Origin of the sequence: Hydrogenophaga sp. 2FB (genome assembly GCF_005503365.1) — a bacterium.
Lineage (GTDB): Bacteria > Pseudomonadota > Gammaproteobacteria > Burkholderiales > Burkholderiaceae_C > Hydrogenophaga.
Genome location: NZ_SCML01000019.1, coordinates 1 through 24,757, shown reverse-complemented (window position 1 = coordinate 24,757; position 24,757 = coordinate 1). Strand labels below are relative to the sequence as shown.

General features: G+C 67.9%; 27 protein-coding genes. 22 read left to right on the top strand and 5 right to left on the bottom strand.

The annotated features are described in order from the left end of the window. Nucleotides 1-53 precede the first annotated feature (53 nt). The 11 genes from FFS09_RS12870 (at nucleotide 54) to FFS09_RS12820 (ending at nucleotide 11,431) form a co-directional block, all read left to right on the top strand. Complete coding sequence (locus FFS09_RS12870; protein WP_252374352.1) at nucleotides 54-1,271, top strand: FAS1-like dehydratase domain-containing protein; 1,218 nt, start codon at nucleotides 54-56, stop codon at nucleotides 1,269-1,271. Between the two features lie 33 nt (nucleotides 1,272-1,304). Continuing rightward, nucleotides 1,305-2,483, top strand: coding sequence for a CoA transferase (locus tag FFS09_RS12865; RefSeq protein ID WP_137919281.1), 1,179 nt, complete (start codon nucleotides 1,305-1,307; stop codon nucleotides 2,481-2,483). Continuing rightward, nucleotides 2,480-3,679 (top strand): CaiB/BaiF CoA transferase family protein, encoded by a 1,200-nt coding sequence (locus tag FFS09_RS12860; RefSeq protein ID WP_137919280.1) that lies wholly within the window; start codon nucleotides 2,480-2,482, stop codon nucleotides 3,677-3,679. The genes FFS09_RS12865 and FFS09_RS12860 overlap by 4 nt, the downstream gene beginning before the upstream one ends. Nucleotides 3,680-3,724: 45 nt before the next feature. Next, on the top strand, nucleotides 3,725-4,306 hold the full coding sequence (locus FFS09_RS12855; protein ID WP_137919279.1) for a cysteine hydrolase family protein: 582 nt from the start codon (nucleotides 3,725-3,727) through the stop codon (nucleotides 4,304-4,306). Beyond that, a complete protein-coding gene (locus FFS09_RS12850) occupies nucleotides 4,303-5,121 on the top strand; it encodes an HpcH/HpaI aldolase/citrate lyase family protein (RefSeq protein WP_354595876.1) in 819 nt (272 codons plus the stop codon). The genes FFS09_RS12855 and FFS09_RS12850 overlap by 4 nt, the downstream gene beginning before the upstream one ends. Before the next feature lie 48 nt (nucleotides 5,122-5,169). Next, nucleotides 5,170-6,141, top strand: coding sequence for a Bug family tripartite tricarboxylate transporter substrate binding protein (locus FFS09_RS12845; RefSeq protein WP_252374351.1), 972 nt, complete (start codon nucleotides 5,170-5,172; stop codon nucleotides 6,139-6,141). A gap of 165 nt (nucleotides 6,142-6,306) precedes the next feature. Then, nucleotides 6,307-6,951, top strand: a complete 645-nt coding sequence (locus FFS09_RS12840; RefSeq protein ID WP_137919278.1) for a GntR family transcriptional regulator — start codon at nucleotides 6,307-6,309, stop codon at nucleotides 6,949-6,951. Between the two features lie 272 nt (nucleotides 6,952-7,223). Further along, nucleotides 7,224-8,900 (top strand): dihydroxy-acid dehydratase domain-containing protein, encoded by a 1,677-nt coding sequence (locus tag FFS09_RS12835; RefSeq protein ID WP_137919277.1) that lies wholly within the window; start codon nucleotides 7,224-7,226, stop codon nucleotides 8,898-8,900. Nucleotides 8,901-8,942: 42 nt separating this feature from the next. Continuing rightward, nucleotides 8,943-9,914, top strand: a complete 972-nt coding sequence (locus tag FFS09_RS12830; RefSeq protein WP_137919276.1) for a tripartite tricarboxylate transporter substrate binding protein — start codon at nucleotides 8,943-8,945, stop codon at nucleotides 9,912-9,914. A 12-nt stretch (nucleotides 9,915-9,926) separates the two neighbouring features. Next, nucleotides 9,927-10,799, top strand: a complete 873-nt coding sequence (locus tag FFS09_RS12825) for a TauD/TfdA dioxygenase family protein (RefSeq protein WP_137919275.1) — start codon at nucleotides 9,927-9,929, stop codon at nucleotides 10,797-10,799. Then, a complete protein-coding gene (locus FFS09_RS12820) occupies nucleotides 10,799-11,431 on the top strand; it encodes a maleylacetoacetate isomerase family protein (protein ID WP_137919274.1) in 633 nt (210 codons plus the stop codon). Before FFS09_RS12825 ends, FFS09_RS12820 begins: the two co-directional genes overlap by 1 nt. Nucleotides 11,432-11,460: 29 nt before the next feature. On the opposite strand, the gene FFS09_RS12815 is transcribed toward FFS09_RS12820, so the two are convergent. Next, complete coding sequence (locus FFS09_RS12815) at nucleotides 11,461-11,853, bottom strand: GFA family protein (RefSeq protein WP_137919273.1); 393 nt, start codon at nucleotides 11,851-11,853, stop codon at nucleotides 11,461-11,463. Between the two features lie 161 nt (nucleotides 11,854-12,014). On the opposite strand from FFS09_RS12815, the gene FFS09_RS12810 reads away from it, so the two are divergent. After that, complete coding sequence (locus FFS09_RS12810; protein ID WP_137919272.1) at nucleotides 12,015-12,950, top strand: homocysteine S-methyltransferase family protein; 936 nt, start codon at nucleotides 12,015-12,017, stop codon at nucleotides 12,948-12,950. A gap of 28 nt (nucleotides 12,951-12,978) precedes the next feature. Here FFS09_RS12810 and FFS09_RS12805 read toward each other — a convergent pair whose 3' ends face one another. Both FFS09_RS12805 and ligA read right to left on the bottom strand, forming a co-directional pair. Further along, nucleotides 12,979-13,851 (bottom strand): class III extradiol dioxygenase subunit beta, encoded by an 873-nt coding sequence (locus FFS09_RS12805; RefSeq protein WP_137919271.1) that lies wholly within the window; start codon nucleotides 13,849-13,851, stop codon nucleotides 12,979-12,981. Nucleotides 13,852-13,854: 3 nt separating this feature from the next. Next, the gene (gene ligA / locus FFS09_RS12800) at nucleotides 13,855-14,211 is read right to left on the bottom strand and encodes a protocatechuate 4,5-dioxygenase subunit alpha (RefSeq protein ID WP_252374350.1); all 357 of its coding nucleotides are present in this window, start codon (nucleotides 14,209-14,211) and stop codon (nucleotides 13,855-13,857) included. A 109-nt stretch (nucleotides 14,212-14,320) separates the two neighbouring features. On the opposite strand from ligA, the gene FFS09_RS12795 reads away from it, so the two are divergent. From FFS09_RS12795 to FFS09_RS12760, 8 genes are all read left to right on the top strand, one after another. Then, nucleotides 14,321-14,791, top strand: a complete 471-nt coding sequence (locus FFS09_RS12795; RefSeq protein WP_137919269.1) for a MarR family winged helix-turn-helix transcriptional regulator — start codon at nucleotides 14,321-14,323, stop codon at nucleotides 14,789-14,791. Nucleotides 14,792-14,877: 86 nt separating this feature from the next. Next, nucleotides 14,878-15,912 (top strand): Rieske 2Fe-2S domain-containing protein, encoded by a 1,035-nt coding sequence (locus FFS09_RS12790; protein ID WP_252374349.1) that lies wholly within the window; start codon nucleotides 14,878-14,880, stop codon nucleotides 15,910-15,912. Beyond that, nucleotides 15,909-16,862, top strand: a complete 954-nt coding sequence (locus FFS09_RS12785; protein ID WP_137919268.1) for a PDR/VanB family oxidoreductase — start codon at nucleotides 15,909-15,911, stop codon at nucleotides 16,860-16,862. The genes FFS09_RS12790 and FFS09_RS12785 overlap by 4 nt, the downstream gene beginning before the upstream one ends. Further along, the gene (locus FFS09_RS12780; protein WP_171019995.1) at nucleotides 16,862-17,593 is read left to right on the top strand and encodes an alpha/beta fold hydrolase; all 732 of its coding nucleotides are present in this window, start codon (nucleotides 16,862-16,864) and stop codon (nucleotides 17,591-17,593) included. Before FFS09_RS12785 ends, FFS09_RS12780 begins: the two co-directional genes overlap by 1 nt. After that, entirely contained in the window at nucleotides 17,590-18,021 is a 432-nt protein-coding gene (locus FFS09_RS12775; protein ID WP_137919266.1) for a nuclear transport factor 2 family protein, read from the top strand. Before FFS09_RS12780 ends, FFS09_RS12775 begins: the two co-directional genes overlap by 4 nt. 36 nt (nucleotides 18,022-18,057) lie before the next feature. Further along, nucleotides 18,058-19,278: a LysR family transcriptional regulator gene (locus FFS09_RS12770; protein ID WP_137919265.1), complete on the top strand. Its 1,221-nt coding sequence runs from the start codon at nucleotides 18,058-18,060 to the stop codon at nucleotides 19,276-19,278. Nucleotides 19,279-19,392: 114 nt separating this feature from the next. Further along, complete coding sequence (locus FFS09_RS12765) at nucleotides 19,393-20,487, top strand: porin (RefSeq protein WP_137919264.1); 1,095 nt, start codon at nucleotides 19,393-19,395, stop codon at nucleotides 20,485-20,487. 4 nt (nucleotides 20,488-20,491) lie between these two features. Further along, nucleotides 20,492-21,949: an FAD-dependent oxidoreductase gene (locus FFS09_RS12760; RefSeq protein WP_137919263.1), complete on the top strand. Its 1,458-nt coding sequence runs from the start codon at nucleotides 20,492-20,494 to the stop codon at nucleotides 21,947-21,949. Here the strand turns inward: FFS09_RS12760 and FFS09_RS12755 are convergent. Further along, nucleotides 21,934-23,067, bottom strand: a complete 1,134-nt coding sequence (locus FFS09_RS12755; RefSeq protein WP_137919262.1) for an MBL fold metallo-hydrolase — start codon at nucleotides 23,065-23,067, stop codon at nucleotides 21,934-21,936. The two genes, FFS09_RS12760 and FFS09_RS12755, sit on opposite strands and share 16 nt — an antisense overlap. Before the next feature lie 113 nt (nucleotides 23,068-23,180). On the opposite strand from FFS09_RS12755, the gene FFS09_RS12750 reads away from it, so the two are divergent. After that, on the top strand, nucleotides 23,181-23,444 hold the full coding sequence (locus FFS09_RS12750) for a hypothetical protein (protein ID WP_137919261.1): 264 nt from the start codon (nucleotides 23,181-23,183) through the stop codon (nucleotides 23,442-23,444). Between the two features lie 3 nt (nucleotides 23,445-23,447). On the opposite strand, the gene FFS09_RS30890 is transcribed toward FFS09_RS12750, so the two are convergent. Beyond that, nucleotides 23,448-23,780 carry a hypothetical protein gene (locus FFS09_RS30890; protein WP_212745096.1) on the bottom strand — a complete coding sequence of 111 codons (333 nt, stop codon included), beginning with the start codon at nucleotides 23,778-23,780 and terminating at the stop codon, nucleotides 23,448-23,450. Between the two features lie 135 nt (nucleotides 23,781-23,915). On the opposite strand from FFS09_RS30890, the gene FFS09_RS12740 reads away from it, so the two are divergent. Beyond that, nucleotides 23,916-24,620, top strand: a complete 705-nt coding sequence (locus FFS09_RS12740) for an ATP-dependent DNA ligase (protein ID WP_171019994.1) — start codon at nucleotides 23,916-23,918, stop codon at nucleotides 24,618-24,620. The last annotated feature ends 137 nt before the right edge of the window (nucleotides 24,621-24,757 follow it).

Here is a 24,757-nt window from a genome sequence, read left to right as displayed (position 1 = left end):
TTCTCAAAGAATGCATTATGCATCTCACATCAAATTTTTCAACAGGAGTCAACATGGACATGGCAATCAGCAACCCTTCCCAAGCCGACGTCGGCAACGCGCCCGCCGAAGGCCTCATCACCGACGAGGCCGTCGCGGCCGCACGGGCCATGATCGGCCTGCACCTGCGCCCCGAAGGCCCCTATCTGCAGGACGCGACCGCCGACACGATGCGCAACTGGTGCAACGGCATCGGCGACTTGAACCCGCTGTACCGCGAAATCGGCTACGGCGCGGCCACCCGCTACGGTTCGATGGTTGGCCACCCCATGTTCCCCATGGCCTTTGGCTGGCTGGGCCGCACCCGCTGGGGCCTGCCTGGCGTGCACGGCTTCTATGCCGGCAACGACTGGGAAGTCTTCCGCCACATCCGCGCCGGCGACCGCATCAGCGCCATCGAACGTGTCGTGGGTGTGGAAGAAAAGGAAAGCAAGTTCTCCGGCCGTCTGGTGCTGCAGTACGTGGAAGCGTCCTACTACAACCAGCGCAGCGAGTTGGTGGCGCGCGGTCTGGGCACCTGCACCCGCCACGAGCGCAAGGCCGCACGCGACACGGGCAAGTACAAGGAAATCGAACAGCACGAATACACCAACGAAGAGCACGACCGCATCGACCAGATGGTGCTGGACGAGCCCAAGAAGATCCGCGGCGCGAACGTGCGCTACTGGGAAGAAGTGGAAGTCGGCGAAGAGCTGGACCCCATTGCGCGTGGTCCGCTGTCGCTGATGGACACGATGGGCTTCCTCGTCGGTTGCGGCCGTGGACACACCCACGGCGTGGTGCTGCAGGCGGCGGTCAAACACCCGGGGCACTTCTTCCGCAACCCGGAAGCGGGCGGCGGCGTGGAATACACCGGCATCGGCCACCACCGCGAGTCGGTCGCCAAGGAAGTGGGCGTTCCCGGCACGTACGACTACGGTCCGCAGCGCTCGTCCTGGATGTGCTCGCTGGTCACCAACTGGATGGGTGATGCGGGCGTGCTCAAGCGCGTGCGCACGGAAATGCGCCGCTTCAACATCATGGGCGACACCACGTTCTGCAAGGGCAAGGTTGTGCGCAAGTACGTGAAGGACAACGTCGGCCTCGTGGACATCGAAATCGCGGCGGTGAACCAGCGCGGCGAAGTGACCACCCCGGGCCTGGCCACGGTGGCATTGCCTTCTCGCGATGTGAAGCTCTCCGCCTTCATCGACGGCGCCGGCATCGACCTCGAACTGCCGGTGGTGCGTTAACCGCCGTTGTTGCACCCACTGAGAAAGCGCCCGATGCCCTTCAACGAAGCCACGAAATCGCCGTCTCTGCCACTGTCTGGCTGCCGCGTCATCGAGCGTTCACGCACGGTCGCGGCGGCCTATGCAGGTCGATTGCTGGCCTCCATGGGGGCAGAGGTGGTGATGCTCGAACCCAGCGGGGGCTCGCCGCTGCGCCAGGCGACGCCTTTGCTGGAGGAGGGCGGGGGGAGCGCGCTCTTCGCCTACCTCGCCGTGGGCAAGCGCAGCCTGGTGTGCGATCCCGCATCGGCGGAGGGGCGCGAACTGCTGGAGCATGAACTGCTGAGCGCCGACATCCTGATCGATGACACGCCGCCGCGCGAGCGTGCGGTCATTGGCCTGGATGCCGAGCGCATCGGCGCGCGCTATCCCTTGCTGGTTCACGTGAGCGTGCGGCCCTTCGGCACCAGTGGCCCCAAGGCGGACTGGGATGGCGAAGAGATCAACCTGATCCATGCGGGTGGCGAGGGTTTCCTGCTGCCCAATGGTTTGTCCGATGAGCTGTTTCCCGATCGACCGCCCTTGAAGATCTACGGGCACTTTGCCGGTTACCAGGGCGGCTGCGCGGCGGCACTGTCCGCGCTCACGGCCTGGTGGGCCGCGCCGGATGCCGGGGGCCAGTATGTCGACGTATCGGTGCAGGACGCCGTGCTCTCGGTGGGGGCGTTTGCCCTGCAACGCCTGGGCGACGGCTCACTGGAGCACCGCAAGACCCGCCGGTTCCGTTACGGCGGTGTCTTCCAGGCGCTGGATGGTTTTGTCGAGCTGCTCACGCTGGAGGACCGCCAGTGGAATTCCTTGGTGGCGTTGCTGGGCCATCCGGATTGGGCGGGCGACGCGTCGCTGAGTGACCCGCTGGAGCGCAGCCGCCGTGGCGACGAGATCAACCACCACGTGCGCGAATGGATGTCGCGGCATCGGGTGGACGACATCGTGAAGCGGGCGCAAGAGTTGGGCGTGCCGGCAGGCAAGTACCGCACGCCCGATGAAGTGATCCAGGGTGAGCACGAGCGTTCGCGAGGGTTGTTTGCGCCCGTCGAACTCGAAAGCGGCGCCAAGGCCGATGTGCTGGTGGCGCCGTTCCAGTTTCGCTGCACGCCGCTGCACGGTGGTGCGCGTGTGCCCGCACTCAATGAAATGGCACAAAAAGTGGCAGAAAGGATGGAAGCATGAGCCGCGCCAATGCGCCTCTGGCGGGTGTGCGAATTGCGGACTTCACCATCCATGCCGCAGGCCCGTATTGCACCCATCTGCTGTCGCAACTCGGGGCGGAGTGCATCAAGATCGAAAGCCGCACCCGTCCGGATGCGTTTCGCAAACCACACGCCGTGTACGGCCGCATGTCCGCCGCCACGTTTGACCAGGTCTCTGCCAACAAACTGTCCGTGCGCCTGAACCTGAAGCAGCCCGAGGCGGTTGAACTGGCCAAGCGGCTGGTGGTCGTGTCCGACCTGGCCGCCGAGAGCTTTCGTCCGGGCGTGATGAAACGCCTCGGCCTGGATTTCGACGCGCTGCGCCAGGCGAAGAAAGACGTCATTCTCTTGTCCCTGTCGTCGTGCGGCCAGAGCGGGCCCGACTCGCACTTCGCCGGCTACGCGCCGCTGTTTGGCGCGTGGGGCGGCTTGGGGTCGATGACCGGCTACAGCGACGGCCCACCCGTGGAGATGCGGCATGTGATGGACCATTCCGCGGGCCTGCACGCCGCGGCGGCCACCATGGCCGCGCTGCACCAGCGCCGCCGGACGGGCATGGCGCAACACGTGGATCTCGCCGCGCGCGAAGTGGCCTCGGCCATGATCGGCGACGCCTTGGTCCAGGCCAGTGTGGGTGCCACGCCCGAGCGCCCCGGCAACGGGGACCTGGCCATGGCGCCCCATGGCGTCTATGCCACCGCCAAGCCCGACCGCTGGCTCACGCTTGCGGTGCGCAGCGATGCGGAATGGCACAAGTTGCTTGAGGTGTTGGGGCACTCCTGCAGCGATGCGCGCTTTGTCACGCGGCAGGGGCGCGTGCAGCACCGGGAAGCGCTGGATGCGTTGGTCACGCAGTGGCTTGCGCCTTGCGATGGCGATGCGCTGGCACAGCGCTTGCAGCAAGCGGGGATCTGCGCACACGTGTCCTGGACCATGCAAGACATCGCGGCCGATCCGCATCTTCTGAGCCGCAAGGCCTTGGTGGAGGTGAGCGCGCCCGACATTCCGCCACGGCTGGCCGTCGGGGCGCCCGCGCGGTTTGGCCGCACCACCGATGTCGGCATCCGTCGCCTCACGCCCGAACTCGGACAGGACGAAGACTACGTGTTCGGCGAGCTGCTCGGCTTGAGCACGGCGCAACGCCAGGACCTCGAAGCGCGCGAGATCATTTTGTGAGCCGGGTGGCACACAGTTCCGTTCAACAAACCGCAGGAGACTCTCGTGAAAGACGCCATCTATCTGGTGCTGGATATGGAAAACGATTTGGTGCATGCCGATGGCCCCAATGGCAAGGCAGCCTACGGTGAGCAGGTGCGGGGGCGGCGTGTGCTCGAGAACACCCGCGCCGCCGTGGACAAAGCGCGCGCAGCGGGTCTGCACATCGGTTTCGTGCGCGTGGGCTTCTCGCCCGATTACCGTGAATGCCCACCCCATTCCCCCATCTTCTCCGGGGCCCGAAAGAACGGCATCTTCAAGCTCGGCACCTGGGGCACCGAAGTGCATCCGGACCTGGGGCAACAAGCGGGCGACTTCGACATCGTCAAGCACCGGGTGAGCCCGTTCTACAGCACGAACCTGGAAGCCATCCTGCGCGCGCACGGCATCCGGCGCATCTATTGCTCGGGCATTTCGACCAATGCCGTGGTGCAGGCGACGGTACGGGAAGGCCACGACCGCGACTACGAGATGGTGGTGCTGGAGGACTGCTGCTGCGGGCTGTCGTTGGAGGAGCACGACAACGCCATCAAGGGACTGCAGCGCTTCTGCAAACTCACCACGTCGCAAGACGTGAGCTTCGAGTGAGCGCGAAGCTCATGGGCCAGGTCGCCCGCAGTCTGCTGTTCGTGCCGGGTGATCGACCGGACCGCTTCCACAAGGCCGCCGTCAGCGGCGCGAACGAAGTCATTCTGGATCTGGAAGACGCGGTCGCGCCGGCCGCCAAGGCGCAGGCGCGGGATGCCGTGGCCACGTGGCTGGCGGCGGGCAAGCGCGCGGTGGTCCGCATCAACGCCGCCGATACGGACTGGTATGCCGACGACATGGCGATGGTCCGCACGTTGTCCGGTGCGACCGTGATGTTGCCGAAGGCCGACGCCGAGTCGGCTGCGCGAACCGTGGAAATGCTCTCCGGGCGCCCGATCGTCGCGTTGCTGGAAACCGCCTGCGCCTTCATGGGCCTGGAGCGTCTCGCGGCCACGGCCGGTGTGGCGCGCATCGCGTTCGGCAGTGTCGACTTCTGCGCAGACACGGGGATCGTCGATGAGGGCGACGCGTTGACCGCCGTGAGAACACAGATCGTGCTGGCGTCCCGCGGCGCAGGGCTTGCAGCGCCGATTGATGGTGTCAGCGTGGAATTCACCGACGTGGCGCGCATGGAGCAGGATGCGCTGCGCTCACGCCGCCTGGGCTTCGGCGGCAAGCTCTGCATCCATCCACGCCAGGTCGCCGCCATCCATGCCGCCTTCAAGCCATCGCCCCAGGAGCGGGAGTGGGCCGCGCGCGTTCTCGCCGTCTTCGACGCCAGCCACGGCGCGGCGACGGCGCTGGATGGAAAGATGATCGACAAGCCGGTGGTCGAGCGCGCGCGACAGATCGTGTTGGAAGCCGACGCTGCGTAGACCGCGTGGGCATTGTGTTGAACGACAAAAAACAGATGGAGACAAGACATGCAAACCCGCCGGATGCTTCTGGGGTGCCTGGGCGTTATCGCCTGGGCGGTATCGACGCTCACCTGGGCCAATAGCGACTACCCGTCGCGCCCCATCAAGATCGTTGTGCCCGTGGCGACGGGAGGGGGCACCGACTTCACCGCGCGCCTGCTGGCCGAGAAGCTGGGCCAGGCACTGGGTCAGCCGGTCGTTGTGGAGAACCGGCCCGGCGCGTCCGGCAACCTCGGCGTGCAACAGGTGGCGACCGCGCCGCCGGACGGGTACACGCTGGTCATGCCCATCACGTCCTTTCCGATCAATCCCAGCCTGTACAAGCTGAACTTCGATACGGTCAACGACTTCGCACCCGTCATTCTGGCGGGCACGCTTCCCTTGGTGCTTGTCGTGAACCCGGGCGTTCCGGCGAAGAACGTGTCGGAACTCGTCAAGCTGGCGAAATCGACATCGCCGCAGATTCATTTTGCGAATTCCGGCACGGGCACCACCGCCCACCTGGCGGGCGAACTGTTCAACCGCATGGCGGGCACGCAGATGGCGAGCATCAACTACCGGGGCGGCGGCCCGGCGGTCACGGATCTGCTGGGAGGGCATGTGCAGGTGTACTTCTCGACCATTCCCTCGGTGCTTCCCCACATCGAAGCGGGCAAGCTGCGCGCACTGGCCGTGACGGGAAAGACCCGCATCGCCGAATTGCCGAACATCCCGACGGTGGCCGAAGCGGGTGTGCCCGGCTTCGAAGTGACGGCATGGTTTGGTGTGTTCGCGCCGGCGCGTACCCCCAAGCCGATCATCGATCGTCTGAACGACGAGCTCGGCAAGATCTTGCTGATGCCGGATGTGCGCCAGCGCATCGCCCAACACGGCATGCAAGCCGGTGGCGGTAGCCCGCAATCGCTGCGCGAGTTTCTGGCGACCGAGATCGAAAAATGGGGCAAGCTGATTCGCGAAGCCGGCATTCGCCCGGAGTAAGCAGCGCGTAGCCGCGCTCTCGTTGCGAATTGGGCACAGTGCATTGTCAAGGCGCAATCACGGGCTGCACCGCTAGAATCGCGCAAGAGGGCTGCCGCCTCACGAGGCGGCAGGTCTGTTTTTCGCGGTCAACGCAGACACGGCACAGCGCAAAGGCTGCAGCAAATGGACTACCGAACAAAAGAAGAGCAAGTGGCGGACTACCTGCGCGAGAGAATCATCTCCGGCGTGTATCCACGGGGCTCGCGTCTCAAGCAGGCCGAGATTGCAGAGCAGTTGCGCTTGAGCATTACCCCGGTGCGCGAAGCGTTGAAACTGCTGGCAGCGGAGGGTTACGTCAGCGGGGACTCGTACCGAGGTGCGCGCGTCGTACCGTTTGATGAGGCGGCATCGGGCGAGATCCTGAATTTGCGCCTGGTCCTTGAAGCGCAGCTGGTGCGCGGTGCGGTCGAGAACCTCACGGCCAAGGACATCACGGATCTGCGGGCCTTGGCCGACGAGTTCGAAAAAGCCTTTGAGTCCGGTGACCGCGCGACGGCCCGTGGCGTCAACTACCGCTTTCACCGCCGTCTGTACGACATCGCAGGCATGCCGCAAACCTTGCATTTTGTTCAGATCCTCTGGGCGCGATACCCTTTTGATCTGATCAATGCTGCGGAAGGCCGTGGCAAAGATGCCGTTCATGAACACGATGAAATCTTGAACGCGCTCACGCAGGGGGATGTTTCTGCCGCGATGCTCTCGATGCGCAAACACATCGAATCCGGCTGGTCTATCTTGAAAACGGATCCATCGCCAGAACGAAGGTGATGTGGGGGTTCAGGCGCGCCGGGCGTCAACCGGTGGACCGAGCGTCAGCAAGACGAGCTGGCTAGACCCAGCATCGGCGGGGCTCAAAAAGTTTCACCCGGATAGGTCGTGAAAGCCGATCCTGGAGGGGATCGGCCGTCGTACCCATCCTCAGAGGGCGGCACCGCCTCCACGTCGCTCGGCATAACCAAAACTCAAGTGCTGCTCCTCGCTTTCATTGGACCTGTGGCCCGCTCTCCCCGAGCATCGGGGCTCCACAGATCCATGAAACCATGACAAGCACTTTTCGCAGCAACCTCAAGCCCGGCACCACCCTGTGGGCCGGCCGACGCGCCCAGTGGCGGGCCCTCGGACTTTCGGACGCCGACCAGGTGAAACCCAAGATCGCCGTGGTCAACAGCTCGTCCAAGCTGTCCAGTTGCTTCTCCCACCTGGACGATGTGGCGCGTGTCGTGTGCGACGCCATCCGCGAAGCCGGCGCCATTCCGTTCGAGGTGCGCACCGCGGCCTCCAGCGACTTCATCACCAGCGCGGGCTGCGGCGGCAGCTACATCCTGCCCACGCGCGACCTGATCGTGGCGGACATCGAGGCCGCGGTGGAAGGCGCGCTGCTCGATGGCATGGTCTGCCTCTCGTCCTGCGACAAGACCACGCCCGCCCACATGATGGCGGCCGCGCGCCTGAACCTGCCCACGCTGATCGTGATCGGCGGCTACCAGAAGACCGGCCACTACAAGGGCGAGGAAGTCGACATCGAAGAGGTGTTCCTTAAAGCCGGCTACATCGACAGCGGCTCCATCACGGTGCAGGAACTCGGCGAGATGGCCGACCAGGCGGTGCAGGGGCCGGGCGTGTGCGCGGGCATGGGCACGGCCAACACCATGCACATCGCCGCCGAGGCCCTGGGCTTTGCGCTGCCGGGCTCGGCCCCGGTGGCGGCCCTGTCGGCGCCCATGATGGACAACGCCCGCGAAGCGGCGCGCCGCATCGTCGACATCGTGCGCTCGGGCTTCAAGCCGCGCGACTGGCTGGACGAAGGCGCGTTCCGCAACGCGGCCTGCGCGGTGCTCAGCGTCAGCGGATCGATCAACGCCGTGAAGCACCTGCAGGCGGTGGCAAAGGAGGCCGAAACCGACGTGGATGTGTACCGCCTGTTCGAAGAGCTGTCGCAGACCCTGCCGCTGCTCTCGGCGGTGCGGCCCAACGGCACCGGCACCATCGCCCAGTTCGAGGCTTCGGGTGGTGCGCGCGCGCTGCTCAAGCGGCTGGAACCGGTGCTCGATCTGAACGCGCGCAACGCGGTCGGCGCGCGGCTGGCCGACACGCTGGCGGGCTACGACGTGCCGGCCGGCGGCATCATCCATCCGCTGGACAAGCCGGTGTCGTCCAACCCTTCGCTGGTGTTCGTGCGGGGCAGCCTGCTGCCGGGCTCGGGCATCGCGCGCATCGGCGGCACCGCCAAGCGGCGCATGACCTTCAGCGGGCCGGCGGTGATCTGCCACACCCGCGACGAGGCGCTGGCCCGCATCCGCGACGGCCGCATCGAGCGCGGCAGCGTGCTGGTGCTGCGGGGCCTGGGCGTCAAAGGCGGGCCGGGCATGGCCATGACGTCGGCGGTGGTGTTCGCGCTCGATGGATTCAACCTCATCGACGATGTCGCGGTGATCACCGAAGGCCAGCTTTCGGGCCTGGTGAACAAGGGTCTGGTGGTGGGCGAGGCGTCGCCCGAGGCGGCCGACGGCGGTGCGCTGGGCCTGCTCAACGACGGCGACCTCATCACGATCGACCTGCACACGCGCACGGTGAACCACCACCTCGACGACGCGGTGCTGGACGCGCGCCGTGCCGAGCAGCGCAGCTACGGCGTGGCGGTGCGGCCCGGCTTGCTCACGCTGTACCGCGCGAACGTGCGGCCGGTGCACGAAGGCGCGACCCTGCTGCCACCCTGATCTTCAAGACACGACACAACACAACACGACAGGAGACAAGACATGGTTCAAAGAAGACAACTGCTGATGACCGCATTGGCCGCGACCGCCGGTGCGGCCAGCGGGCTGGCGCGCGCCAACGCGTGGCCCACCCGGCCGATCAGGATCATCGTGCCCAACGTGCCCGGTGGCGGCATCGACATCCTCGCGCGGATGATGGAGGTCGATCTGCAGAAGGCCTGGGGCCAGCCCGTGATCATCGAATACAAGGCCGGCGCGGGCACCGTGGTGGGCACCGATTTCGTGGCCAAGTCCGCGCCCGATGGCTACACGTTGGGCATGGTCGTCACCTCGCACGTCATCAACCCCTCGCTGCGGCCCGGCATGCCCTTCAACACCGTGAAGGACCTCACCGGCGTCACGCTGACGGCGCGCTCGGGCATCCTGCTCTCCGCCTCGCCCAATGCGCCGTATTCGAACCTGAAGGAGTTGATCGCCTACGCCAAGGCGAACCCGGGCAAGCTGGTCTATGCCACGCCCGGCGCGGGCAGCGCGATGCACCTGGGCGCCGAGCTGCTCAAGCAGCAGACCGGCATCCACATGCTGCACATCCCCTACCGCGGCAGCGGTGGCGCCTACCCGGACGTGAGCTCGGGCCGCGTCGACCTGCTGGTCGATCCCCTGTTTGCCAGCATGCCGCACGTCAAGGGCGGGCGTCTCAAACCCATCGCCGTGCTCGGTGCGACGCGCGATGCGACCGAGCCGGGCATTCCCGCGGTGGGCGAGGTGCTGCCCGGTTTTGACGTGGTGAGCATCAACGGCATCGTGGTGCCCAGCGCCACGCCGCGCGAACTGGTCAACAGGATCCGTGGCGACTTCGCCAAGGTGCTTGCGACGGAGGACATGAAGAGCCGCCTGCGCACCCTGGGCCTGGAGCCCATGGGTTCCACGCCAGAGGAAGCCAACCGCTACTTCGAGAACGAAATCAAGCGCTGGGACGCCGTGGTCAAGCGCGGCAACATCAAACTGGACTGAGAGGAGACACACATGCAGATCAAGGGCTTTACCGAGGGTTTTGGTGGTGAGATCACCGGCATGGACCTGGCGAACCAGGGCACGCTGGAAGCGGCGCAGGCCGTGCAGGACGCCATGGACCACTATGGCGTGACGGTGATCCGCGACCAGCGCATCACCGACCCACAGCAGATCGCCTTCAGCCGCCTGTTCGGCCAGCTCGAGTTCTCGCCGCATTTCGGACGCGGCGACAAGGACCTGGTGCGCATGAAGTTCCCCGAGCTGTTCGACGTGTCCAACCTCGACGAGCACGACAACATCCTGCCCGACACCGACCGCCGCCGCGTCTACCGCGCGGCCAACCTGATGTGGCACGCGGACAGCACCTTCCAGCCGCGCGGCGCGGGCTATTCGCTGCTGTCGGCGCGCATCGTGCCCACCAGCGGCGCGGACACCCAGTTCGCCGACATGCGCGCCGCCTACGACGCGTTGCCCGCGGGCATGCGCGAGCGCATCGAGGGCATGGTGGTCGAGCACTCGACCTTCTATTCGCGCAGCCTCGTGGGCTACCAGTTCACCGAAGAAGAACTCAAGCGCCGCACCGCCACGCGCCAGTACCTGGTGCAGACGCACCCGCGCAGCGGCCGGCGCTCGCTCATGGTGGGCTCGCACGCCTCGCACGTCGTGGGCCTGCCGGTGGAAGAGGGCCGTGCCCTGCTCAAGGAGCTCGGCGAGTTCGCGACGCAGGAACGCTTCGTCTATACGCACAAGTGGCGCGTCGGCGATCTGCTGATCTGGGACAACCGCTGCACCATGCACCGCGCCACCCCGTTCGACGACTCCGCCGAGCGGCGCGACCTGCGCCGCACCACGGTGGTGGGCGACCTGCCGCTCGTGCCGGCCTGATGGCCGAGGGCGGGCCGGCGGGCCTGTACGTCGACCGGCGCTCGTCCTCGTGCCTGCGGGTGCTGAGCTACCTGCGGCACAAGGGCATCACCGAGCTGCCCGTGTGGGACATCGACGTGGTAGCCGGCGCGCACCGGGAGGCCGCGCACGGGCACGCCTTCGCGGCGCGCTGCGTGCCCGTGCTCGCACTGTCGGGCGATGGTCCCTGGCTCTCGCAGAGCCTGGCCATCCTGCTGCACCTGGAAGGGCGCTACCCGCAACCGTCCACGGTGCTGGCCGACGAAACCGCGCGCGGCTTCGTGCTCGAACTGTGCACCTACGTGGCCAGCGACATCCAGGCCGTGACCAACCTGCGCATCCGCCGCCACCTGAAGGAGCAATGGGGCGAAGCGCAGGCGCTGGCCTGGAACGCGCACTGGACGGCCATCGGTCTGGACGCGCTGGACACGCTGGTCGGGCGTTCGGTGGGCGCGTGGGCCGTGGGCGACCAGGCCACCCTGGCCGACTTCTTCATCTGGCCCGCGCTGCGCAACGCCGAGCGCGCGGGGCATGACCTTGCGGCCCATGCGCACCTCGGGCCGCTGTTCCAGCGGTATGGGCAGCAGGACTGCTTTGACGGCCTGGGAACCTGAGGACGCCGAGCCATCGCGGCGCCCGTGATTCACCCTTCAAAGCGACCCGTGGTTTCCCGATCGTGTTCGTAGTGGTGCGCCAGCGGAAACGGCGGCAGCCAGGACTCGCGGCGCACCGTCCAGAGTTCGTACGTTGGCACGAGTTGATCGGGCGCATCCAGGGCGCCGAGGTTGACCTCGACTTCGTCCCCCGAGCGGCCGAACACGGTCGAGCCGCAGCGGGGGCAGAAGAACCGCCCGGCATACTCGCTCGTGTCGCCCTCGATCGTCACCGCTTCTCGGGGGAACACCGCCGACGCGTGAAACAGCGCGCCGTGGTGCTTGCGGCAGTCGAGGCAGTGGCACAGGCCGACCCGGTAGGGGCGGCCTGTTGCTTCAATGCGGACGCTGCCGCACAGGCAGCCTCCCTGGAACCGTTCCATGGCGCATCTCCTCAGGAGAAAACAGGGTCTGGATCATAGGGGGGCGTCTGCCCGTTCACAAGTTGCCTCGGCGCGGTCCTGCCCGGCTTCGAGCCCGTTGCGGGCCGCTTGAACTTCCCAAAGCGGTCGTGACGCGCAAGAATGCCTGCGGAGGATGAAACATGACGACGGCAATCCTTCCTCAACTCGCTGGAGGCCTGTTCCTCAGCGACGGTGGTCTTGAGACGACCCTCGTGTACCTGGACGGGGTGGCCTTGCCCTGCTTCGCCGCCTTTCCTCTGCTGAAGGACGAGGCCGGGCGAGAGCGCCTGAGGCGCTACTACCGCCCCTACCTTCAATTGTGCGCGGACACCCCTCGCGCAGGCTTCGTGCTCGAGACGGCCACCTGGCGCGCCAACGCCGACTGGGGCCATTTGCTGGGCTATGACGCCGCGGAACTGGCGCAAGCCAACATCGACGCGGTGCGCCTGCTGCATGGGCTTCGCGCGGAATGGCGGTCCCGGCTGACAGGGCCTTTGGTCCTGAGCGGCGTTATCGGACCGCGCGGCGATGGCTACGTGGCCGACGCGCCCGACAGCGTCGAGGATGCCATGGGCTACCACCTGCCCCAGGCCGCCGCGCTGCGTGACGGCGGCGTCGATATGCTGGCGGCAGTGACCATGACCAGCAGCGCCGAAGCTGTCGGAATCGCGAGGGCGGCCAACGAGGTCGACCTGCCGTTGGCCATCTCCTTCACCGTCGAGACCGATGGCCGCTTGCCCAGTGGTGAATCCTTGCGCGAAGCGATGGCGATCGTGGATGCCGATTCCCCGCCGGCTTACTTTTCGGTGAACTGCGCGCACCCGACCCATTTTTCTGCTGGCCTGGTGGAGGGCGGCGACTGGGCTCGTCGCATTCGCGGATTTCGCGCCAATGCATCCACTCTCAGCCATGCCGAGCTGGACGTGGCGACCGAACTCGACACCGGTGACCCGGTGGATCTGGCGGGTCACTACCAACGGCTTCGCATTCCGCTGCCGGCACTGAACGTGTTGGGAGGGTGTTGCGGCACCGATGTGCGGCACCTTCGTGCCATCCGCGACACATGGATTCACTGAGCCTGGAAGCTCGCCCGCGTGCGCGCGTTCACGCCGTGGCCAAAGCCCGATGCGCCAGCAGCAAGTGGCCCACGGCGGTGTTCGACGCCGGCACGTGGTAGTGGCGTTGCAACTCGTCGAAGCGATCGCCCTCGGCCTGGAACGCCATCTGGGCGCCGCGCGCCACCAGCCACATCACGAGTTCCGCGCCTTCGGTGCCGGCCTGCGCCACGAACGCCTCGTGGCTGAGCTCGGTCAGCGCCGTCGGGTGGTGGACGATCTGGTCGAGGAACCAGCGGTCGAAGCCGCTGTTGATGAAGCCCGAGCGCGGCCCCTGCAACTGGTGGCTCATGCCCCCGGTGCCCCACACCTGCACGTTCAGGTCCTCGCCGTACGACCGGATCGCTTCCCCCAGCGCCTGGCCCAGCGCCAGGCAGCGTGCCGCGGTGGGCAGCGGCGCGTGCACCACGTTGACCATCAAGGGGATCACGCGACACGGCCACGCGCTCACGCGGCCGAAGCCCAGCGAGAGCGGCACGCTCAACCCGTGGTCCACCTTGGGGCGGTGCAGCACGGTCATGTCGAAGCCGCTGGCCATGAGCCGGTGCACCAGGTGGCGCGCGAGCGCCGGGTGGCCGAGCGGGTCGGGCACGGGGCGGCGACCCCAGCCTTCATCGGCGATCTCGAAGTGGTCCGAGACGCCGATGGCGAACGGGGGCACCACCGAGTAGTCCATCGCGGTGGCGTGGTCGTTGTAGACCATCACCACCACGTCGGGGGTGTTCGCGGCGAGCCATTGGCGCGTGGCGGCATAACCGTCGAACACCGGCTTCCAGTACGCGTCGCCATCGCGCGCGAGGTCCATGGCCGCGCCGATGGCGGGCACGTGCGAGGTGTAGAGCGTGGCGCTGAGCTGGGCCATGGCTCAGGCCCCCCGCGCGGTGTTGAAGCGGCCGCCGGCCAGCATGGCGTCGCGGTAGTCCTCCAGCGGCAGGCCCGCCATGTCCGCGCACATGGCTTGCACCGTGGAGCCGTCGGTGGCGCCGAGCTTGACCAGGAAGTAGATGTTGCCGCCCAGCGCGATGCAGCGGTTGTAGTCGCGCGCCAGCAGGGCGGCGGTCTGCTCGGACGACAATGGAAAACGCCCGAGGTAAGCGGCCTCGTCCTGCTTGAACGTCTTGCGGTTGGCGTCTTCCATCAAACTCATGCAGAAGCGATTGATCCAGAATCCCCGATCTGCCATGTCCATGTCGAACAGCACCGGCGCTTGTTGCGCATGCATCTCCATCTCCAGTTCCTTTGTGGTCGGCGTCCATCGCCGCAAGACCCACGATAGGGGATCGGTCGCTGCGCTCCGATGAGTTCCACTGCCCAACACCACCGTTTACGTTATGCCCAAACCGACCCGCAACACCGCGCCCGACGAAGCCGTTGACCACCCGGAGGCCACCCTGGGCCTGCACGAGCCGGGGCACCTGTTTCGCCGCGCGCACCAGCACTCGGTGGCGTGCTTCAACGCGGTGTTCGGGCGCGCCGTCACGCCGCTGCAGTACGCCGCGCTGCGGGTGCTGCAGGAGCATCCCGGCATCGACCAGGTGACGCTGGCCGCGGCCATCGCGCTGGACACCTCCACTGCGGCGGAGATCGCGGTGCGCCTGGAGCGCGACGGCTGGATCGTTCGCGAAGTCGGCGCCCGGCGCCAGCGCCGTCTGGAACTCACCGCGGAAGGGCAGCGCGTGATCGGGGACATGCTGCAGTCCGAAGCGGTGCTGGCCGACCGCATTCTGCACACGCTGGACGCCGCCGAGCGCGACGTGCTCATGGGCCTGATGCACAAGCTGCTGGGCCAGACCCCCGCCTGAGTCCGACGCGTCCGTCCGAACCCTGTTGACGACCTCGAGGGGTTTGGTTAGCATTTGATTCAGTGTACTGAATGAAGGATCAAATCATGAGCTGGTTGCGCAATGCCTGGTATGTGGGTGCCACCTCGGCCGAAGTGGGCGATGCCCCCTTGGGTCGGCGTCTGTTGGGGTCGCGCATGGCGCTGTTCCGCGACGAGAACGGCCGCGTGCAGGCGGTGGAAGATTTCTGCCCGCACCGCGGCGCGGCCTTGTCGCTGGGCCGCGTGTGCAAGGGCGAACTGGTGTGCGGCTACCACGGCCTGGCGATGGGCGGTGACGGCGTCACCCGCTCCATGCCCGGCCAGCGCGTGGCGGCCTTCCCGCGCATCCAGCGCTTCGCGGTGGAAGAGCGCTACGGGTTCATCTGGGTCTGGGCCGGCGCGGCCGAGCAGGCCGACCCGTCGACCATTCCGGTGCTGGAATGGCACGACAACCCGGCCTGGGCCTATGGCGGCGGCATGTACCACATCAAGGCCGACTACCGCCTCATGATCGACAACCTGATGGACCTCACGCACGAGACCTATGTGCACTCGACCAGCATCGGGCAGCAGGAGATCGACGAGACGCCGTGCACCACGCGCCGCGAGGGCGAAACGGTGGTGACCAGCCGGTTCATGGAAGGCATCGAGGCGCCGCCGTTCTGGCGCGACGCGCTGGCCACCATCGGCGTGGAGGGCAACCCCAAGGTGGACCGCTGGCAGATCTGCCGCTTCTCGCCGCCAAGCCATGTGCTGATCGAGGTGGGTGTCGCGGTGGCGGGACATGGCGGCTACGAAGCGCCCGACGACCAGAAGGTGTACAGCGTCGTCACCGACTTCATCACGCCCGAGGTCGACGGTTCGATGTGGTACTTCTGGGGCATGGCGCGGCGCTTCCGTCCGCACGACACCGAGCTGACCGACCGCATCCGCGAAGGGCAGGGCGGCATCTTCTCCGAAGACCTGGAAGTGCTGGAGCGCCAGCAGCAGAACCTGGACGCCTTTGCGCAGCGCAAGCTGCTCAAGCTCAACATCGACGCGGGTGGCGTGCAGGCGCGGCGCGTGATCGACGAACGCATGGCGAAAGAGGTTGCCGCGTGACGTCCATCGACGCGGTCGTGGTAGCGCGCCGCGCGCTCACCGCCGACGTGTGCGAGATCGAGGTGCATGGCGCGGCGGGGCCGCTGCCGACCTACACCGCGGGCGCGCACATCCGCCTCACGCTGCCCAGCGGCCTCAAGCGGTCCTACACCCTGTGCCGCCCACCCAATGCGCAAGGCACCTACGCCATCGCCGTGCTCAAGGACCGGCGTTCGCGCGGTGGCTCGCACGAGGTGCACGCGGTCTGCCACCCGGGCGCGGCGCTGCGCATCGACGCGCCACAGAACCTGTTTCCGCTGCAGCCCGAGGCCAGCGCGCACATCCTGGTTGCCGGTGGCATCGGCATCACGCCCATGCGCGCGATGGCACACACACTGGGCGAGGACGTGCCCTGGCGCTTGCACCATTTCGTGCGCGAACGCGTGGGTGCTGCGTATGCCGATGAGCTGCAGGCGCAGTTCGGCGCCGAGCGCGTGAAGGTGCACGTGAGCCAGGGCAAAGGGCCCGACTTCGCGCCCTTGATGGCCGAGCTGCAGGCCGCAGCAACCACCGGCGCGCACCTCTACGTGTGCGGGCCCGAAGGCATGATCGCGCACGTTCAATGTCTGGCCGCCCAGGCCGGCTGGCCCGCCGAGCGCGTGCACCAGGAGCGTTTTGCCGCGCCCGAAACAGAGGGCGAAGCGCGGGCCTTCGACGTGGTGTTGCAGAGCGACGGCCGTCGCATTCGCGTGGGCGCTGAAGAGAGCATCGTGCAGGCGTTGGGCCGTGCGGGCGTGTTCCCGATGGTGTCGTGCGAGCAAGGGGTGTGTGGCACCTGCCTCACGCGCGTGGTGTCGGGCGTGCCGGACCACCGCGACGGCTACCTCAGCGACGGCGAGCGCGCGTGCAACGACCAGATGCTGATCTGCTGCTCGCGCGCCCAGGGCGGCGAACTGGTGCTGGACCTGTGATGCGCGACGAGCCTGCGTTGATCTGGCTGCCAGGCCTGGTGTGCGACGAAGCGGTGTGGACCGGCGTGCGCACACGCTTCGAGCACCCCGGCCAGGTGATCACCTACCCGAACGCGCGATCGATCGCTGACATGGCACAGCGCGTGGTGGCCGCCGCCGCGGGGCGCCGCGTGACGCTGATCGGCCATTCCATGGGCGGTCGTGTGGCGATCGAAGTGGCGCGCCAGCTCGGGCCTGCCGTGCGTGGCCTGGTGCTGGCGAGCACCGGCCACCAGCCGCTCGCCGATGGCGAGGCCGGCGAACTGGAGCGCGCGGGCCGCGCGAAACTGGTGGCGCTGGCGCGCACCGACGGCATGCGCGCCATGGGGCGGGCCTGGGTGCAGGGCATGGTGCGGCCCGAGAACCTCGGCTCACCGATCGAGGCCGAGATCGTGGACATGATCGCGCGCCACACCCCCGAGACCTTCGAAGGCCACGTGCAGGCCTTGCTGGGCCGGCCCGACGCCACGCCCACGCTCGCGGCGCTGCAGGCGCCCACGCTGCTGCTGTGTGGCGCGCAGGACGTCTGGAGCCCGCCCGCGCGGCACGCGGCCATCCACCGCATCGTGGCGCGGGGGGAATTGCAGATCGTCGAGGCGGCCGGGCACATGCTGCCGATGGAGCAGCCCGCGCTCATGGCGCAGGCCATTCTGGGTTGGCTGCAAAGGACGGTTGACGGAGACGCGCGGTGAGCGCGGAGGACCTGGCGGCCTGCGTGGCCGTGGTGCGCCGCACCGCGCGCTGCGTCGACGCGAACGCGCTCGACGACCTGTGCGACTGTTTCGCACCCGACGCCGTGCTGGTCCGGCCTTCCGGGCAACGCCTTGAAGGCCGCCAGGCCATTCGCGATGCCTACGCGCAGCGCGACCCCCACCGCCTCACGGTGCATGTGATCGCCGACACCGATGGTCACGCCGTGTCCGAGGACGAGATGAACGTGTTCAGCCGGGTGCTGCTGTTCCAGGGCCTGCGCGGTGAGACCCATGGCCCCGTGCCCCCGCAAAGCCAGGCGGTGGGCAGTTTCGAAGACCGCCTGGTGCGGGTTGCCCACAAGTGGCAGATCGTGCAACGCGTGGCATGCTTCCAGTTCCTCTGGACCCCACCACAAACGCCAGCCTGATCCGATCCCCCACGGCGAAGGATTCGCGCTGACACGATGAAGCCTTCCGTCGAACTCAACATCAAGAAGCTGCGCGTGTTCACGCAGCTGGCCTCGCGCGGCAATGTGAACGCCGCGGCCGACGCGCTCTTTCTCACGCAGTCGGCCGTGAGCCGGTCGCTCAAGTCGCTCGAAGAAGACATCGGTTGTCCGCTGTTCATCCGCAGCAGCCGTGGCATGGTGCTGACCGACGTCGGCGCCATCCTGCAGCGGCGCACCGCGCGCGCCTTCGCTTACCTCGGCCATTCCGAAGATGAGATCCGCCGCCTGCCTTCGGCGCAGGGCGTTGTCCGCGCGCGCAGCGGTTATGCAGGACGCCTGGCGCAGCGCCACATCACCATCGTTCCGCAGATCGGCGACCACCGCTCCGAGACCAGCGCGGCGCGCACCCTGGGGATTTCGCAGCCGGCGGTGAATGCCGCACTGCGCGACCTGGAGCAGTCGATGGACGAGGCCCTCTTTGCCCGCACCTCGCGCGGCATGGTGCCGACCCTCGCGGGCGAAATCGTCATCCGCGCCTTCAAGCTCTATGCCAGCGAGGTGCGCCACATCGAGAGCGACCTGGCGCAGCGCGAAGGCGAAACCCGCGGATCGCTTGTGGTCGGCTGCCTGCCGCTCAGCGGCGCCGGCATGCTGGCGGCGGTGGCCGGGCGGTTTTCGCAGCGCTACCCGGACATCCGCCTGGCGGTGGTGGAGGCGCAGTACGACGCGCTGTTGACCGGCTTGATCTGCGGCGAGATCGACCTGATCGTGGGCACGCTGTTGCCCACACCGAACCCGCAGGTGTTGCAGCGCGCGATGGTGAGCGACCACCTGGTGGCCGTGGTGCGCGCCGGGCATCCGCTGACGCAGCAGACCGGGCTGGCCGTGGGCGCGCTGGAAAAAGCGCAATGGATCGTGCCGTTTCGCCGCACCTCGACACACAACACGTTCGAGAAGGCCATGCTCAAGGCGGGCCTGTCCACGCCCCACGGCGCGATCGAGACCAACAGCGTGGCCACGGCGCGCGCGGTGCTGCTGCAAAGCGACCGCGTGTCCATCCTGCCGCGCTCGCAGGTGGCGTTCGACGTCGCGTCCGGCAGCCTGTCCATCCTGCCGGTGGATCTGTCGGGCGCCGAGCTCACCCTGGGCGTGGCCACGCGCAGCGATGCCGAGCCCACGGTAGGCCAGCTGTCCTTCGTCGAGATGCTGGCGCAGGACCACGATCGCCCGACCTGAAAAACGGCGTGCAATAAACAAAGCGCAAGTCGCGCGCTCTGAAGTCATTGGTCTTCGAGGCGGCCCGCCGATAGTCTTCCGGCTGGCATCTGCCATACACATCGGAGACACACAATGAAGAGCAATTCGCGGGTTGCGGGCCACGCCGCAGGCCTGGTGGCGCTGGCCCTGGTGGCGCACACCGCCGCCGCGCAGGACAGCGGTTCCAGCGCGCAGATCTACGGCGTGATGGACGCCGGCATCGAGGTCGGCACCACCGGCGCGCCGGGCGCGCGCAGCGTCACGCAACTCAACACCGGCAACCAGGCGGCCAACCGCTTCGGCATTCGCGTGAGCGAAGACCTGGGCGGTGGCCTGCGCGCCATCGCCAACGTCGAGGCCGCGTTCGCGGCCGACACCGGCGCCTCGTTGACCCTGGGCGAACCGGCGGGCACCTTCTTCGCGCGCCGCTCCATCGTCGGCCTGCAGGGTGGCTTCGGCGAACTCACGCTCGGACGCGACTACGTGCCCGGCTTCTGGACGCTGGTGCAGACGGACCGCTTCCGCTACGGCCTGCCAGGCACCGTCTCCACGCCGAGCCAGATCGCCATCACGCGCGCCAACAACGGCATCTTCTACAACACGCCGTCGTTCGGGGGCTTCACCGGCAAGTTCGGCTACACGCTGGGCGCCGAGAGCGCCACGGTGAAAGACCTCGGGCGCGTGACGTCGGTCTCGGTCGAGTACAAGCAGGGCGGGTTGTTCGCCAGCCTGGCCGCCACCACGCGCAAGGACCTGGTGCCCGGCTCGGCCACCGCCACCACGTCGTTCAAGGAGAGCGGCGGCGGCATCGAATACGCCTTCGCGCCCTTCACCGTCAACCTCGGTTTCTGGAACACCGACCCCGTCACGGCCACGGCCGACGCCATCGACAAGAGCCGCGCCATGTGGATCGGCGCGGGTTACACCATCGGGCGCGGACAGATCAACGTGCAGATGGCGCGCACCCGCATGGACGTGGTGGGCCGAGGCGCGGGCGATGCATTGACCTACGGTATCTCCTACACCTACACGCTCTCGCGCACCGCCTTCCTGTACGCCGCGCACGGCCGCGTGAGCAACGACGCCAACGTGCGCCTGCCGCTCAACACCGGATCGCAGCGCACCGGTGGTGCTGTATTCGGCGCGGACCCACGCGCCTTCCTCGTGGGCATGCGAAAGGTGTTTTGACGCCATGAAGATCATCGAACGGACCGAAGAACGCATCCTCACCGCCGACGTCTTCGAGCGCGAAGCGGGCGGCACGCCGCGCAACGGCACGGGCAGCGTGACCGAGGCGCAGCGCGAGCTGCCGGTCTACCACGAGACCGATGTGGTGGTGGTGGGCGGCGGGCCTTCGGGCAGCGCGGCTGCCGCTGCGGCCGCCGCCGCGGGCGCGCGCGTGACGCTGCTGGAGCGCTACAACCACCTGGGCGGCCTGGCCACGGGTGGCCTGGTGATCTGGATCGACCGCATGACCGACTGGGCGGGCGAACTCGTCATCCGCGGTTTTGCCGAAGAGGTGCTCGGCCGCCTGCCGGCCGACGCCATCGCCGGGCCCACGGTGCCGGAGTGGGGCAGCCAGGACGCCGAGCGCGCGCGCCACTGGTCCATGCGCACCGCCGCGTGGCACGGCATCGTCACCTGGTCGCCCACCATCGACCCCGAGCGGCTCAAGCTCGCGTCGCAGGAGATGCTGCTCGAGCGTGGCGTGCGGCTGGTGTACCACTCGTGGGCCTGCGTGCCTTTGATGGAAAACAGCGCGGCGGCCGGCGTGATCTTCGAGAGCAAGGAAGGCCGCATGGCGATCCGCGCCAAGGTGGTGATCGACGCCACCGGCGACGGCGACATCTTCGCGCGCGCCGGCGCGGCCTACGACAGCGACATCGAGCAGAACGACGCGCACCACTGCATGAACACCGCGTGGCTGTTCGGCGGCGTCGACATGGCGCAATGGATCAACTTCCGCCAGGGCAATCCCGACGGTTTCTCGGCCTTCATGGCCAAGGGCCGGATCGACTGCGGCCTGTTCGAGAAACCCTACGTGAGCTGGCGCGACGACATCGCGCTGTTCATGGGGCCGCGCCAGTCCGGCTACAGCGGGCTCAATGTGGACGACCTGTCCGAGGTGGAGATCCGCTCGCACCGCGCCATGCAGTCGCACCTGGACTTCTACCGCCGGCACGCGCCTGGTTTCGAGCAGGCCTACATGCTCACCAGCGCACCGCAGATCGGCGTGCGCCACACGCGCCGCCTGGTGGGCGTGGACGCGGTGCTGCGTTCGCGCTGGAGCGAAGGCACGCCACTGCCCGACGAGGTGGCGGTGTCACCGGCCGTGAGCCCGAAATTTCCCAACATCTCCATTCCCTACGGCGCGCTGGTGCCCAAGGAACTCGATGGGCTGCTCGCGTGCGGACGGCACATCTCGTGTGACCGCAATTCGCACGGCTTCATGCGCGAGATACCGCAATGCTGGCTCACCGGCCAGGCGGCGGGCGCGGCGGCGGCTTTGGCGGTGCGCGCGGGCGTGGCGCCGCGCGCGTTGTCCGTTGCGGCCTTGCAGGCCGAGCTGGTGAGGCAGGGCGTGTACCTGCGCCAGGCCGATGCGGACACGGCCGCTGTCGACACGGCCCAGGCTTACGCCATGCGGTAGTGGTACACGCCATCGGCCCCGCTCTCGCGCACCGCTTCGCCGCGCGAGATCAGGTGGTTGAGGTGGGCCACGCCTTCGCCCGTGGCCATGCCCAGCAGATCGCTGTCGCCTTCGATCGCGCGCGCGAAGAGGGCACCGAACACGTCGACCGTGCGCTTGGGCGATTCGGCCAGCGTGCGCCGCAGCCGTTGCAGGCCGCGCTCGTGCCCCTGTGCCAGTCGGTCCAGGCGCGCGTGCAGGCCGCGAAACGGGTCGCCGTGCGCGGGCAGCACCAGCAGCTCGTCGCTCAGCGTGGCGCGCAGGCGTTCGATGCTCTCGATCCAGTCGCCCAGCGGGTCGGCCTCGGGCTCGGTGGGGAACACGCTCACGTTCGACGAGATGCGCGGCAACACCTGGTCGCCCGAGACCATCACGCCCAGCGCGTCGCTCACCAGGCAGGCGTGTTCGGGCGAGTGGCCGCGTCCGACGACGACGCGCCATTCGTGCGCGCCGATGCGCAGCGTCTGCCCGTCGGTGAGCCGTTGAAAGCTGTCGGGCAACATGTGCACGTACTTGCTGTAGCCGCCGAAGCGGCTGCGGTACACGTCCAGCGCGTCTTCGCTCCAGCCCATGCGGCGGTAGAACTCGATGGCTTCGTCCGGCGCCTCGCGGCCGGTGTCGGCCACCAGCGTGCGGCAGGTGAGGTATTCGAGCCGCGTCATCCAGAGCCGGCACTGGAACTTGCGCGTGAGCCAGCCCGCCATGCCCACGTGGTCGGGGTGCATGTGGGTGCAGAACACGCGCGTGATGCGCGCGCCCTGCGGCGTGGCGGCCAGCGGGCCGGTGGGGGAGATCAGTTGGCGCCAGGCGGCCATCGCCTCGGGGGTCTTCGTACCGGTGTCGACCACGGCCCAACCGGTGCCGCGCTCGTCTTCATCGGCGATGGCCCAGAGGTTGATGTGGTTCAGCGCGAACGGCAGCGGCATGCGCAGCCAGAGCACGCCCGGTGCGATCTCGCGCACCTCGCCGGGCGCGGGCGCTTCGCCGCAGGGGTATTGGAGTGCGACGGGCGCGCCAGGGCTGCCCGAGATCGCTTCGTCTGGCCGGCCGTCGGAGGTGGGGGTAGGGGTATCGGACATGGAGGACATTATTTCATCCAACCTGGAGCGCGCCCCCCACGGAGGTGACACGGGCCCAGAGCCCGCCTGGCCAGCGGGCGCGCCGCTTGCCGCACAACGCGAAAGGCTTGCACATGCACCACACCACCGCGCCACGGCCGCACCACCGCTCGCTCGCCCTGCTGGGAGTGGTGGTGGGCGTGTTCGTCTTGGCGGCATTCACCCATCGCCCACGCGCGCGCCGGCCCCGCGTGCGCCCACCCGACGACCGCCTGCCCACGCGCTCGATGGCGCCCGCGCCCACGGCGGCCGTGTTGCTGGCCTCGGTGGCCGGTGAGGAAGATCCCGGCGCCGCGGTCGATGCACCAGCGCCGCCACCGCATCCATCGGGGAGGTGAGGTTCAGCGGCGCGCCGACTTCGCCTTTTGCGACGGAGGCTGGCCACCCGCGCCAGGCACGTAGCGCTTGCGCTGCTCCGCGTCCAGACCGGGTGTCGCGCGCATGTCGGTGTCGACCTGGCCTTCCTTCAGGTCCTTGTGTGCCTGGCGCATGGCCGGGTCGGGTGCCGGCGCCGTGGTGTGGGTGGACTGGTCCGATTCGTGGGGCAACTCCAGGTGGTCCTGGGCCTCGTCCAAGGGTGGCAAGGCGCCGGGTGCGCGGGGTGTGCGGTCCACCGGATGGGGAGGGGCGCTGCCGTGCGCCGTCGGGGGCGGTTGTGATGTTGGCCGGGTCATCGATGGTCTCCAGGGATGTTGTGGATGCCGGGTTGGGGCAATGCATGTGCCCGTCGGTGCGGGCGCGGGCACATGGTTTGCCCTGCTGACGTGCGCAATCAGGCATCTCTTGACGCGAAGGGAGGACCGAGTCTGATGAAAAAGCCCTCGCACGCCCGCCGACGCCTGGCCACCCCGGCGCGCGGCCTGCCGCTCGAAACGCCGCACCGTTTTCCGGCGGAGGCGGTGTGGTGCACCCTGCCCCTGCGGATGGAGCCGGAGCACGCCAGCGTCGCACCACCAGAGGCCATGGCCAACGACGAGGGCTGGTTGTACGAAATCCTGTTCGACGGCCACCGGGTGCTGGCGCGCGTCGACGCCGACGACATCCGTTTGATCACCAGCGATGGTGAGGACTGGACAGCGCAATTGCTGCCCTTGCGCGACCAGTTGGCCGCGATGCACTTGCTGCCGGGCTGGTACGACGGCGAGATCGTGGTACTGAACGAACGCGGCATCCCGGACTTCGACGCGCTGGGCAGTGCCTTGCGGCGCCATCAGACCGAGGGCGTGAGCTTCTACCTGTTCGATCTGCCGTATCTCGACCACTACGACCTGCGCGCCGCGCCGCTCGTGGCGCGCCGCGGCATGCTGGAGCGTCTCGTGGCCGGCGCGGCGTCCGAAGGCGTGCGATTGAGCGAGGTCTTCGCGGGACCGGTGCACACGCTCTTGTCCGCCGCGCGCCGGCTGGGCTTGCCGGGGCTTGTCGCCAAGCAGAAAGCGTCGCGCTACCGCTCAGGCCGGCAGGCCGACTGGCGCATGCTCAGCAGCGCCGTGGACGGGAACACCCTTTGCCGCTGAACGAGCAAGTGCGGCTCGCGCACGAGTCCATTCACCACCGCCTCGCGGGGCAAAGGAGCTTCTGATGATGCACGGCAGTTCACCGTTCACCGGCTTGCATGCCCATGTGCCCGATGTGCCCAAGCCCACGCCACAAC